This is a genomic window from Pseudoroseomonas cervicalis, from assembly GCF_030818485.1.
GTDB lineage: Bacteria > Pseudomonadota > Alphaproteobacteria > Acetobacterales > Acetobacteraceae > Pseudoroseomonas > Pseudoroseomonas cervicalis_A.
Map to the genome: position 1 here is coordinate 153,100 of NZ_JAUTAJ010000002.1, position 11,075 is coordinate 164,174.

An 11,075-nucleotide genomic window follows, 5' to 3' on the forward strand; every position below is an offset into this window, starting at 1 on the left:
GGGGCAAGGGCAGGATGGCGATGGGCGAGGGCGGTCCGGCGAGCTTCAACCAGCTGGCGGGGCCTGCCCTGCCGGCCGGGAGGGTGCGGGTGAAGGTAATCGATATCGGCGCCAACCCGATCGATTCCGAGCCGCCCTATATCGGCATGCTGCGCCGGGGCGATGCCGAGGTGGTGGGCTTCGAGCCCAACCCCGAGGCGCTGGCGGTGCTCGATGCCCGCAAGGGGCCGCTGGAGCGCTACTTCCCGCATGCGGTGGGCGATGGCGGGCGGCATGTGCTGCATCTCTGCCAGGCGCCCGGCATGACCTCGCTGCTGGAGCCGGACCCGGCGATCCTCGGCCTGTTCCACGGCTTCCCCGATTGGGGCACCGTGCTGGGGCGGGAGGAGATCCAGACGGTGCGGCTGGACGATGTGCCGGAGACCGCCGGCGCCGATCTGCTGAAGCTCGACATCCAGGGCGCCGAGCTGATGGTGCTGCAGCATGCCGAGGCGCGGCTGCGCGACGCGGTGGTGGTGCAGGCCGAGGTGGAGTTCCTGCCGCTCTATCGCGGCCAGCCGCTGTTCAGCGATGTGGAGCGCTATCTGCGCAGCCAGGGCTTCATCTTCCACCGCTTCTTCCCCATCGTCAGCCGCACGCTGCGGCCGATGCTGGTGAACCAGGACATCTATGCCGGGCTCAGCCAGCTTGTCTGGGCGGATGGGCTGTTCCTGCGCGATTTCACCCGGCCGGAAGAGCTGACCGCGCGGCAGATCCTCGCCATGGCCGCGATCCTGCACGATTGCTACCAATCCTACGACGTGGTGCTGCATCTGCTGGGCGAGCATGATCGCCGGCAGGGCGGCCACCTCGCCCCCACCTATTTCGAGAAGCTGCGGCAAAATCCCGCACCGATGGAGCAACATGCCCATGCCTGACACCGCGCTCGAGGCGCAGCTCCGCACCGTCCTGCATGTCGGCTGCGGCCTGGCCAACCCGGCCAAGCTGCCGGCCGAGTTTTTCCCCGCCGGCGAATGGCGCGAGCTGCGGCTCGACATCGACCCGGGGGTTGAGCCCGACATCATCGCCTCGATCACCGAGATGGGCGAGGTCGCCGCGGGTTCGGTGGATGCGGTGTGGTCCTCGCACAATGTCGAGCATCTCTACCCGCATGAGGTGCCGCTGGCCTTCGCCGAGTTCCGCCGGGTGCTGAAGCCGGGCGGCTTCGTGCTGATCACCCTGCCGGATCTGCAGCAGGTGGCGGAGCTGGTGGCGCAGGATCGCCTGGGCGACCCCGCCTACATGTCGCCCATGGGGCCGATCACGCCGCTCGACATGATCTATGGCCACAACGCCTCGCTGGCGCAGGGCAATGGCTTCATGGGCCACCGCACCGGCTTCACCGCGCGCACGCTGGAAGCGGCGCTGCGCGGGGCCGGCTTCCCGCTGGTGCGGGTGGTGCGCGACGGCAAATTCGCCCTCTGGGCCACGGCCTGGCTGACCGCCTGACCGCGGCGCCGCGCCGGGGCTAGGGCTCCCCGGCGCCCTTGCGCTCGGCGCGGTATTCCTGCGCCTCGATGCCGTGCTTGCGCAGCTTGTCGTAGAAGGTCTTGCGCGGCAGGCGCAGCGCCTCCAGCACCGGCTGCACCGCGCCGCCATGCTCGGCCAGCGCCTGGCGCAGCAGAAGCGCCTCATAGGCATCGACCCGCTCGGCCAGCGAGGCCTCGGGCAGCGCCGGCGCTGCGGTCTCCGCTGGCGGCGCGGCCAGGCCGAGCGCCACACGCTCGGCGAAATGCGTCAGCTCGCGCACATTGCCGGGCCAGTCATGCTGCGCCAGATGCGCCCGCAGCGCGGCGTCCAGCGCCGGCGCCTCGCGCCCGAAGCGGCGCGCCGCGCGCTCCAGGAAATGCGCGAAGAGCAGCGGCACATCCTCGCGCCGCTCGCGCAGCGGCGGCACGCGCAGCGTCACCACATGCAGGCGGTAATAGAGATCCTCGCGGAAGCCGCCGCGCTTCACCAGCTCCAGCAAGGGCAGCTTGGTGGCGGCGACGACGCGCAGATCCAGCCGCCGCACCTCATTGGTGCCGAGCGGCGCGATCTCGCGGCTTTCCAGAACCCGGAGAAGCTTCACCTGCATGGCGGGCGACATCGCCTCGATCTCGTCGAGGAACAGCGTGCCGCCATCGGCATGCTCGATGCGGCCGACGCGGCGCTTCTGCGCGCCGGTGAAGGCGCCGGCCTCATGGCCGAACAGCTCGCTCTCCATCACGCTCTCGGGCAGCGCGCCGCAATTCAGCGCCACGAAGGGGCGGTGGGCGCGGCGGCTCCAGCGATGCAGGGCGCCGGCCACCACATCCTTGCCGCTGCCGGTCTCGCCCTCGACCAGCACATCGACATCGGTGTCGGCGATCTGCCGCAGCGTGGCGCGCAGCCGCTCCATGGCGGGGGCGGCGCCCAGCAGCGTGCTGTCGCCCTCGGCCAGCGCCACGGCGCGCGACAGGCGCCGGTTCTCCAGCACCAGCCGCCGCTGCTCCAGCGCGTGCCGCACCGAGGTGACCAGCTGCTCCGCCGGATAGGGCTTGGGCAGGAAGTGGAAGGCGCCGTCGCGCATCGCCGCCACCGCCATGGGGATGTCGCCATGGCCGGTGATCAGGATGACCGGCAGCCCGTCATCGGCCGCCCGCAGCCGGCGGAACAGCGCCAGCCCGTCCATGCCGGGCATGCGGATATCGGTCACCACCACGCCGGGGAAGGCGTCGTCCACCACCTCCAGCGCTCGCGCGGCGGAGGGCACGGCCATCGCCTCCAGCCCGGCGAGCGCGAAGCTCTGCAGATTGGCCTCGCGCAGCATCGCATCATCGTCGACGAACAGCACATCCATCAGGCGGCCAGCTCCAGCTCCAGCACGAACATGGCGCCGGATGCAGTCTCCGGCGCGTCAAGCGTGCCGCCGAGATCGGCGGCGATCTGGCGCGAGATCACCAGACCCAGCCCCAGCCCAGCGGATTTGGTGGTGGTGAAGGGCATGAACAACGCCTGCCGCACGGCGGGCGCCAGGCCGGGGCCATTGTCGGCGACGCGGATGCGCACCCGCCCGCCCTCCGCCGCGGCGCCGATGGCGATGCGGCCTTCCGGCTGGTCCTGCAGCGCCTCGATGGCGTTCTGCACCAGGTTGACCAGGATCTGCTCCAGCCGCACCCGCTCGGCCCGCACCAACGGCTCGCCCGCGATGGCCAGCTCCACCGCGATGCCGTGCTGGCGCAGCCGGTGGCCGAGCAGCAGCAGCGCGCCCTCGATGGCGCCGCGCACCGGCTCTGGCCGCGTCTCGCCGGTGCTCTTGCGGGCGAAGCCGCGCAGCCCGGCGGTGATGGCGCCGATCCGCTCGGTCAGCGTCGCGATGGTGCCCATGGCGCGGCGCGCGGCGTGGCTGTCGCCGCGCTCGGCCAGCAGCGCGGCATTGTCGGCGAAGCTGCGGATGGCGGCGACCGGCTGGTTGATCTCATGCGCCACGCTGGCGGTGATCTGGCCCAGCACCGCCAGCCGGTTGGCCTGGCCCAGCTCGTCGCGCAGCCGCATCAGCGCGGCCTCGGCGCGGCGGCGCTCCTCCACCTCGTCGCGCAGCTCGGCATTGGCGGCGCGCAGCTCGGCGGTGCGCTGCGCCACCTCGGCCTCCAGCGCGGTGCGGCGGGCCTGGGCGCGGGCGCGCTCATCGCGCAGCCTCCGCTGCCGGCGCAGCGCCAGCACCAGCAGGCCGAGCGCCGCGCCGCCCAGCGCCCAGGCGGTGGCCCGCGCCGCCAGCCGGGCCGGCTCCAGCGCCGGCTGCACCGGGGCCAGCAGGGTCAGCATCCAGCCGGTGCCCGGCACCGCCTCCCGCACCGCCAGGAAGGGGCCGGGCGGCACATGCGAATCGGCCGGCACCGGGCTGGGTCGCACCAGCGCCGGCAGGCCGGGCAGGGCGGCCGGGCGCAGGCCGAGCGGCAGCAGCGGCGCCTCGCCGAATTGCAGGCTGTCGCGGATGGCCCGCTGCTCGGCCTCCTCCAGCGGCTGCGTCATGCGGAAATGCCAGTCGGCCACGCTGGTCACCGTGACGATGCCGCGCGGATCGGTGGCCAGCACCGGCTCGGGCGCGCGCGACCAGGCCTCCTCCACCGCGTCGAACTCGGCCTTGACCACGATGACGCCGAGCGGGCCGGCGGCCCCCTCCACCCGGCGGGAGAGGTAGAGGCCGGGGCGGTGGCTGACGGTGCCGAGGGCGAAATGCTCGGCCGCGCCCTCGGCCAGGGCGTCGTGGAAATAGGGGCGGAAGGCGTAGTCGCTGCCGACGAAACTGTCCGGCAGGCGCCAATTGCTGGCCGCCAGGGTCAGCCCCCCGGCATCCAGCGCGTAGAGCACGGCGCTGCGGGTGCCGGCGCTCAGCGCCTCCAGCTTGGCGTTCAGCGTCGCCAGCCGCTCCGGGTCGCGGCTTTCCAGCGCCAGGCGCAGATCGGGGTCCTGCGCCAGGATCACCGGCAGGCTGCGCTGCTTGTCGATCTCGGCGCGCAGCACGGCGGCGCGCAGCCCGGCGGCGGCGCGGGAGGCACCCTCCAGATCGGCCAGCGCCACGCGGCCGGCCAGGGTCACCGCCAGCCGGTCCAGCGCCAGCAGCAGCAGCAGCGCGGCCAGCAGCAGCCCGGCCCGTCTGGGCCAGCCCGGGCGCAGGCCCCGCCTCATGCCGCCCCCCGCCCGGCCTGGGCGGATTCCCGCACCCGCGGCGCCGCCCCTGTGTGGAAATCCACACAGACACCGGGCCGTCTCTGGGAATGCTGCAATGCAAAGATGTATAAGACCAAAGAGTTAGAAATCTCCTCCGGGCGCGTTTCGGCTGGCATCGCGCTTGCCATGGAAGGGCCAGCTCCGCCGCGTGCGGACAGGCTTTTCTGATCGGTATGGCCGCCCCGGAAAGGGCGTGGCCCTGGTGGAGGAACGTCCATGGCGTCTCTGGATCTGGCGACGGCGGCCCCGTCCTCGCCCAAGCGGTTCTATCAGCATCTCTATGTGCAGGTGCTGGTGGCCATCGCGGCCGGCATCCTGCTCGGCCATTTCTACCCGCAGACCGGCGCGGACATGAAGCCGCTGGGCGACGCCTTCATCAAGCTGGTGAAGATGGTGATCGCGCCGGTGATCTTCCTGACCGTCGTCACCGGCATCGCCGGTGTGCGCGACCTCGGCAAGGTCGGGCGCGTCGCCGGCAAGGCGATGCTCTACTTCCTGGTCTTCTCGACCCTGGCGCTGATCGTCGGCCTGATCACCGGCAATGTCATCCAGCCGGGCGCGGGGCTGAACATCAACCCGGCGACGCTCGATGCCTCCGCCGTCTCCGGCTACGCCGCCCGCGCGCATGAGACGACGATCACCGGCTTCCTGATGAACATCATCCCGGCCTCGCCGGTCAGCGCCTTCGCCTCCGGCGACATCCTGCAGGTGCTGTTCTTCTCCGTGCTGCTCGGCATCGCGCTGGCCGCGGTGGGCGAGAAGGCGGAGCCGCTGATGAAGCTGTTCCACTCCGCCTCGGCCGGCATGTTCAAGCTGGTGGCGATCCTGATGAAGGCCGCCCCGATCGGCGCCTTCGGCGCCATGGCCTTCACCATCGGCCGCTACGGCATCGGCTCCATCGCCAATCTGGCGCTGCTGATCGCCACCTTCTACATCACCTCGCTGCTCTTCGTGCTGGTCGTGCTCGGCGCCGTCGCCCGCTACAATGGCTTCTCCATCCTGGCGCTGATCCGCTACATCAAGGAGGAGCTGCTGCTGGTGCTCGGCACCTCCTCCTCGGAAGCCGCGCTGCCGACGCTGATGGAGAAGATGGAGCGCGCCGGCGCCAAGAAGTCGGTGGTCGGGCTGGTGGTGCCCACCGGCTACAGCTTCAACCTGGACGGCACCAACATCTACATGACGATGGCGGCGCTGTTCATCGCCCAGGCCTGCGGCATCCAGCTCTCGCTCTGGGACCAGGTGCTGCTGCTGCTGGTGGCCATGCTCTCCTCCAAGGGCGCGGCCGGCATCACCGGCGCCGGCTTCATCACGCTCGCCGCCACCCTCTCCGTCGTGCCCTCCGTGCCGGTCGCCGGCATGGCGCTGATCCTCGGCATCGATCGCTTCATGTCCGAGTGCCGCGCTTTGACCAACCTGGTCGGCAATGCGGTGGCCACCATCGTCGTCGCCCGCTGGGAGGGCGAGCTGGACAAGGAGCGGCTGGATGCCGCCATGGCCGGCCGCCCGCTGCCGCGCGAGGAGATCGACGCGCCGGTGCTCGGCGGCCCGGTGATGCAGCCGGCCGAGTGAGCCATCGCCCCGGTAGGGGCGGGACGGGGCCCGGGGGAGACGCTCCCCCGGGCCCTTTTGCATGGCCGGCCGCCATGGCAGCCTGGGCGGCGACAGGGAGAGACAGCCATGAGCGAAGCCGCCCTCGAGGCGATCACCAGCCGGCGCAGCGTGCGCGCCTTCCTGCCGCGCCCGGTGCCGCGCGAGACGCTGCTGCGCATCCTCGACACCGCCGCCCGCGCCCCCAGCGGCAGCAACATCCAACCATGGAAGCTGCACGCCCTGACCGGCGCGGCGCTCACCCGGCTCTGCGACCGGCTCTCCGCCGCGCATGCCGCCGGCGAGGCGCCGCGGCGCGAATACCAGTACTACCCGAGGCAATGGCGCTCCCCCTATCTGGAGCGGCGGCGCGCCGTGGGCTGGAAACTCTATGAGCTGGCGGGTGTGCAGCGCGGCGACCGCGAGGGCGGGATGCGCCAGGAAGGGCTGAACTACCGCTTCTTCGGCGCGCCGGTCGGGCTGATCTTCACCATCGACCGCGACATGGAGCAGGGCAGCTGGCTTGACTATGGGATGTTCCTGCAATCGGTGATGGTGGCGGCGCGCGGCCTCGGCCTCGACACCTGCCCGCAGGCGGCCTTCGCCAACTACCCGCATCTGCTGCGCGAGGCGCTCGATATCCCGGAGGCCGAGATGGTGGTCTGCGGCATGGCGCTGGGCTGGGCCGACCCCGCGGCGGCGGTGAACCGGCTGGTGTCGGAGCGCGAGCCGGCCGCGGCCTTCACCACCTTCCACGAGGCCTGAGCCACGCCATGTTCGGGAAGACGATTTCGATTCTTTGCAATTGATGCAAGCCTGCCGCCCGGCGGGGCCGGAGCGGCCGGCCGCGCCGGGAAGGAGCCCCCGCCATGACCCGCCAGCACGCGCCCGCCCTTCATGCCACCGGGCGCCGCGCCGCATGAGCGCCCGCCCCGAGATCACCGCCTTCCACGAGGCGCGCACCGGCTCCGTCCAGTATGTGGTGGCCGATCCGGCGACGCGGGACTGCGCCATCATCGACCCGGTGCGGGATTACGACGAGAAATCCGGCGCCACCGCGACGATCCAGGCTGATCGCATCCTGGACTTCATCGCCGAGCGGGGGCTGCGCCCGGTCTGGATCCTCGACACCCATCCGCATGCCGACCATTTCTCCGCCGCCCCCTATCTGAAGCAGCGCACCGGCGCGCCCATGGCCACCGGCGCCCTGGTGACCGAGGTGCAGGCGCTGTGGGCCGGGCTCTATGGCTTTCCCGAGGGGCATTTCCGCGCCGATGACTGGGACCGGCTGTTCGCGCCGGGCGAGACCTTCCGCATCGGCGGGCTGCAGGCGCGGGTGATGCATTCGCCCGGCCATACGCTGGCCTCGGTCAGCATCGTGGTGGGCGATGCCGCCTTCATCCACGACACGCTGTTCATGCCCGATTCCGGCACGGCGCGGGCAGATTTCCCTGGCGGCGACGCGGCGGCGCTGTGGCGCTCGATCCAGGCGATCCTGGCCCTGCCCGATTCGACGCGGCTCTTCACCGGGCATGACTACGCCCCCGGCGGCCGCGCGCCGCGCTGGGAGAGCAGCGTGGCCGAGCAGAAGGCCCAGAACATCCACCTGACCCGCCACCGCGACGAGGCGAGCTTCGTCGCCGCCCGCCAGGCGCGCGACCGCACCCTGCCGATGCCGAAGCTGATCCTGCACGCGCTGCAGGTGAATCTGCGCGGCGGCCGCCTGCCGGAGCCGGGGCCGGGCGGGCGGCGCTGCCTGTCCATCCCGCTCGACGTGCTGCCCGGCGCGGCCTGGGCGTAGCGCCATGGACGCCGCCGCCCTGCCGCCGCGCGCCGCCGAGGCCACCGCCTTCCTGAAGAGCCTCGCGCATCGCGACCGGCTGCTGATCGCCTGCGCGCTGGTCGAGGGCGAGCGGGCGGTGGGCGAGCTGGAGGTCCTGCTCGACATCCGCCAGCCCGGCCTGTCGCAGCAGCTGGCGGGGCTGCGCGCGGCGGGGCTGGTGGCCACCCGGCGCGCCGGCAAGGCGGTGTTCTACCGCCTGGCCGATGACCGCGTCGCCGCCTTCCTCCACAGCCTGCGGCGGCTGTTCTGCGCCGGGGAGCAGCCGCGTGGCTGATGGCGCCTGGCACGGTCGGGGGGCGGCCGCGGCCAGGCAGGCATCCTTCCGCGCCTTGGGGCATTCTCCCCCGGGTGCAACCACTCCACGGAGAACAGCATGATCAAGAAGCATGGCAGCGCCGTCTGGCAGGGCGGGATCAAGGACGGCAAGGGCGAGATCTCGACCGAGAGCGGCGCGCTCTCCGCCTACCCTTATGGCTTCGCCACCCGCTTCGAGGGCAAGCCGGGCAGCAATCCGGAGGAGTTGGTCGGTGCCGCCCATGCCGCCTGCTTCAGCATGGCGCTGTCGCTGATCCTGGAGCAGGCCGGGCTGAAGGCCGATCGGCTGGACACCAGGGCGACGGTCTCGCTGGAGAAGCAGGAGAATGGCTTCGCCATCACCGCCGTGCATCTGGTGCTGAAGGGCAGCGTGCCCGGCGCCACGCCGGAGCAGTTCCAGGAGCTGGCCGGCAAAGCCAAGGCGGGCTGCCCCGTCTCCAAGCTGCTCAAGGCCGAGATCACGCTGGACGCCAGCCTGGCCTGACGAATCGGGCCTGGCGCGGGGCGGCGCCGCCGCCGCCCCGCGCCTGGGTGCTCAGCGCACCTCGTTCACATAGATCCGCCGCTCGGTCGGCGCGTGGTGGGTCGAGAGCAGGAAGGGCTGGCCGGCCTGGTCATAGGCCACGGAATCGATGCGCAGCAGCGCAGCCGGCGGGGCCAGCCGGAACAGCGCGGCGGTCTCCGACTCCGCCAGCACGGCGCGCAGCTCCTCCCGCACGGCGGAGAGGCGGATGCCGTTGCGCTCCAGCAGATAGCGGTAGATCAGCGCGGGCGCGGCCTCCGGCGCCTCGGGGAAATCCGGCGCGCGCTCGGCGCTGATGCGGAAATCATCCAGCATGGCGGGCTCGCCCTCCACCAGGCGCAGCCGCTGCAGCGTGATCAGCGGCGCGCCGGGGGCGAGCTGCAGCCGCTCGGCCTCCGCCGCGCTGGCCGGGCGGCGGCGCAGCTCCAGCAGCTGCACGCGCGAGCGCAGCAGCGCCCCATCCGCGCTGTGCAGCCGGAAATACTGGTAGAAGAAGCGCAGCGAATGCAGCGGCGCGCGGCCGGTGACCACGGTGCCGCGCTTGGGCTGGCGGCTGAGCTGGCCCTCGGCCACCAGATCGGCCAGCGCCCGCCGCATGGTGCCGATGCCCACCGCGAAATCCCGCGCCAGCGCCGTCTCCCCGGGGATCACATGGCCGGCCGGCCAATGGCCCAGGGCGATGGCCTCGGAGAGCTGGCGCTTCACCCGCTCATGCAGGGGTGGCTGGCGGGTGGGCAAGGGCATGGGGCGCGGTTCTCCGGCGGCACCCGCCGCTCATAGCGGATTTCCGCGCCGTCCGCGCCTGCCGCCCCGTCATTTTCGCGGCTCAGGCGAGACCCGACCAGCCGCTCCAGCCCATATAGAGCCCGACCAGCAGGATCAGCAGCGCCGAGGCGAAGGGGCGCGCGGCGGGCCAGGGTGGCGAAGCCTGCGGACCAGCGCCGCTCCGCCCGGCGCAGCCCGATGGCGGCCACCACCCCCACCGCCACCATCACCGCCGCCAGGCCGAGCGAGAACCCCATGACCAGCGTCGCCCCCAGCGCCACATGCTGCAGCTGCAGGCAGAGCAGCAGCACGGTGATGGCGGCGGGGCAGGGGATGAGCCCGCCGGTCAGGCCGAACAGCACGATCTGCGGCGTGGTCACGGCGCGGCCGGCGAAGCGGCGGCGGATCTGCTCGGCATGGGCGCGCGCATGGTGGTCCTGCCCATCCTCTTGCGGGCCGGGCCAGGCGGGCGGAGGCCCATGGTCATGGTCATGGTCATGGTCATGGTCATGGTCATGGTCATGGTCATGGTCATGGTCATGGTCATGGTCATGGTCATGGTCATGGTCATGGTCATGGTCATGGTCATGGTCATGGTCATGATGGTGGTGGTGATGCGCGGCCGGGTGCAGCGCGCGCCATTGCCGCCACAGCATCCACAAGGCCACCAGCACCACGATGCCGCCCGAGGCGAGCTGGAAATAGGGCTCGGAGGTGGCGGTGTCGAACCGGCCGGCATAGGCCAGGCCGAGCAGCGCCACCGCCCAGACCACCAGCGTGTGCGACAGCGCCGCCGACAGGCCGAGCAGCACCGCCTGGCCGACGCTGCCGCGGATGGCGACGATGAAGGCCGCCATCATCGTCTTGGAATGGCCCGGCTCCAGCCCGTGCAGCGCACCGAGCAGGATGGCGGAGGGGATGAACAGCCAGGCCTGCGCCGCGCCCTGCTGCAGCAGCTCGGCAAAGGGGGTCATGCGCGCCGCCTATTTCAGGTAGCTGCGGACGAGGTCGACCAGCTGCTCCGCCGCCGCCTCGTCCAGCGCGCCGGGATGCCGGGCGGGGTCGACCAGATGGTGGCGGATATGGTCCTCCACCACCTCGGCCATCAGCCCCGCCATGGCGCCGCGGGCCGCGGCGATGCGGTGCATCACCTGCTCGCAGCCGGCCTCCTCCTCCAGCGCGCGCTCGATCGCCTCCACCTGGCCGCGCAGGCGGCGCACCCGGGCCAGCAGCTTCCGCTTGTCGCGCAGCGTGTGCATGCGCCGCCTCCGATAGGGTAGGGGGGTATCCTACGCGGAGGCGGCGCGGCGC

12 protein-coding genes are annotated in these 11,075 nt (G+C 72.0%); 7 read left to right on the forward strand and 5 right to left on the reverse strand.

Annotated elements, in window-relative coordinates; all coding sequences use genetic code 11:
• The first annotated feature begins 20 nt into the window (after window positions 1-20).
• Window positions 21-917, forward strand: coding sequence for an FkbM family methyltransferase (locus QE401_RS01330; RefSeq protein WP_307136453.1), 897 nt, complete (start codon window positions 21-23; stop codon window positions 915-917).
• On the forward strand, window positions 910-1,488 hold the full coding sequence (locus QE401_RS01335) for a class I SAM-dependent methyltransferase (protein WP_307136454.1): 579 nt from the start codon (window positions 910-912) through the stop codon (window positions 1,486-1,488). Before QE401_RS01330 ends, QE401_RS01335 begins: the two co-directional genes overlap by 8 nt.
• Window positions 1,489-1,507: 19 nt before the next feature.
• Here QE401_RS01335 and QE401_RS01340 read toward each other — a convergent pair whose 3' ends face one another.
• Complete coding sequence (locus QE401_RS01340; RefSeq protein WP_307136455.1) at window positions 1,508-2,860, reverse strand: sigma-54-dependent transcriptional regulator; 1,353 nt, start codon at window positions 2,858-2,860, stop codon at window positions 1,508-1,510.
• On the reverse strand, window positions 2,860-4,689 hold the full coding sequence (locus QE401_RS01345) for an ATP-binding protein (protein ID WP_307136456.1): 1,830 nt from the start codon (window positions 4,687-4,689) through the stop codon (window positions 2,860-2,862). The genes QE401_RS01340 and QE401_RS01345 overlap by 1 nt, the downstream gene beginning before the upstream one ends.
• Before the next feature lie 258 nt (window positions 4,690-4,947).
• On the opposite strand from QE401_RS01345, the gene QE401_RS01350 reads away from it, so the two are divergent.
• The 5 genes from QE401_RS01350 to QE401_RS01370 all read left to right on the forward strand — a co-directional run bounded on the left by QE401_RS01350 (window position 4,948) and on the right by QE401_RS01370 (window position 8,960).
• The gene (locus tag QE401_RS01350) at window positions 4,948-6,300 is read left to right on the forward strand and encodes a dicarboxylate/amino acid:cation symporter (RefSeq protein WP_307136457.1); all 1,353 of its coding nucleotides are present in this window, start codon (window positions 4,948-4,950) and stop codon (window positions 6,298-6,300) included.
• 108 nt (window positions 6,301-6,408) lie between these two features.
• Entirely contained in the window at window positions 6,409-7,083 is a 675-nt protein-coding gene (locus QE401_RS01355) for a nitroreductase (RefSeq protein ID WP_307136458.1), read from the forward strand.
• 154 nt (window positions 7,084-7,237) lie between these two features.
• Window positions 7,238-8,119 carry an MBL fold metallo-hydrolase gene (locus tag QE401_RS01360; protein WP_307136459.1) on the forward strand — a complete coding sequence of 294 codons (882 nt, stop codon included), beginning with the start codon at window positions 7,238-7,240 and terminating at the stop codon, window positions 8,117-8,119.
• 4 nt (window positions 8,120-8,123) lie between these two features.
• The gene (locus QE401_RS01365) at window positions 8,124-8,435 is read left to right on the forward strand and encodes an ArsR/SmtB family transcription factor (protein WP_307136460.1); all 312 of its coding nucleotides are present in this window, start codon (window positions 8,124-8,126) and stop codon (window positions 8,433-8,435) included.
• Window positions 8,436-8,534: 99 nt separating this feature from the next.
• Window positions 8,535-8,960 (forward strand): OsmC family protein, encoded by a 426-nt coding sequence (locus QE401_RS01370; protein WP_307136461.1) that lies wholly within the window; start codon window positions 8,535-8,537, stop codon window positions 8,958-8,960.
• Between the two features lie 51 nt (window positions 8,961-9,011).
• On the opposite strand, the gene QE401_RS01375 is transcribed toward QE401_RS01370, so the two are convergent.
• From QE401_RS01375 to QE401_RS01385, 3 genes are read right to left on the reverse strand one after another with little or no spacing between them, the layout of a single operon-like run.
• Window positions 9,012-9,743 carry a GntR family transcriptional regulator gene (locus QE401_RS01375; protein WP_307136462.1) on the reverse strand — a complete coding sequence of 244 codons (732 nt, stop codon included), beginning with the start codon at window positions 9,741-9,743 and terminating at the stop codon, window positions 9,012-9,014.
• Window positions 9,701-10,738: a nickel/cobalt efflux transporter gene (locus QE401_RS01380; RefSeq protein ID WP_307136463.1), complete on the reverse strand. Its 1,038-nt coding sequence runs from the start codon at window positions 10,736-10,738 to the stop codon at window positions 9,701-9,703. The genes QE401_RS01375 and QE401_RS01380 overlap by 43 nt, the downstream gene beginning before the upstream one ends.
• Before the next feature lie 9 nt (window positions 10,739-10,747).
• The gene (locus QE401_RS01385; protein ID WP_307136464.1) at window positions 10,748-11,023 is read right to left on the reverse strand and encodes a metal/formaldehyde-sensitive transcriptional repressor; all 276 of its coding nucleotides are present in this window, start codon (window positions 11,021-11,023) and stop codon (window positions 10,748-10,750) included.
• Window positions 11,024-11,075: the final 52 nt, after the last annotated feature.

Bases quoted from the DNA above. Each gene is read 5' to 3' on its own strand.
- QE401_RS01350 (WP_307136457.1), top strand. From the start codon at position 4,948: ATGGCGTCTCTGGATCTGGCGACGGCGGCCCCGTCCTCGCCCAAGCGG.
- QE401_RS01340 (WP_307136455.1), bottom strand. From the start codon at position 2,860: ATGGATGTGCTGTTCGTCGACGATGATGCGATGCTGCGCGAGGCCAAT.
- QE401_RS01335 (WP_307136454.1), top strand. From the start codon at position 910: ATGCCTGACACCGCGCTCGAGGCGCAGCTCCGCACCGTCCTGCATGTC.
- QE401_RS01365 (WP_307136460.1), top strand. From the start codon at position 8,124: ATGGACGCCGCCGCCCTGCCGCCGCGCGCCGCCGAGGCCACCGCCTTC.
- QE401_RS01380 (WP_307136463.1), bottom strand. From the start codon at position 10,738: ATGACCCCCTTTGCCGAGCTGCTGCAGCAGGGCGCGGCGCAGGCCTGG.
- QE401_RS01375 (WP_307136462.1), bottom strand. From the start codon at position 9,743: ATGCCCTTGCCCACCCGCCAGCCACCCCTGCATGAGCGGGTGAAGCGC.
- QE401_RS01330 (WP_307136453.1), top strand. From the start codon at position 21: ATGGGCGAGGGCGGTCCGGCGAGCTTCAACCAGCTGGCGGGGCCTGCC.
- QE401_RS01385 (WP_307136464.1), bottom strand. From the start codon at position 11,023: ATGCACACGCTGCGCGACAAGCGGAAGCTGCTGGCCCGGGTGCGCCGC.
- QE401_RS01355 (WP_307136458.1), top strand. From the start codon at position 6,409: ATGAGCGAAGCCGCCCTCGAGGCGATCACCAGCCGGCGCAGCGTGCGC.
- QE401_RS01360 (WP_307136459.1), top strand. From the start codon at position 7,238: ATGAGCGCCCGCCCCGAGATCACCGCCTTCCACGAGGCGCGCACCGGC.
- QE401_RS01370 (WP_307136461.1), top strand. From the start codon at position 8,535: ATGATCAAGAAGCATGGCAGCGCCGTCTGGCAGGGCGGGATCAAGGAC.
- QE401_RS01345 (WP_307136456.1), bottom strand. From the start codon at position 4,689: ATGAGGCGGGGCCTGCGCCCGGGCTGGCCCAGACGGGCCGGGCTGCTG.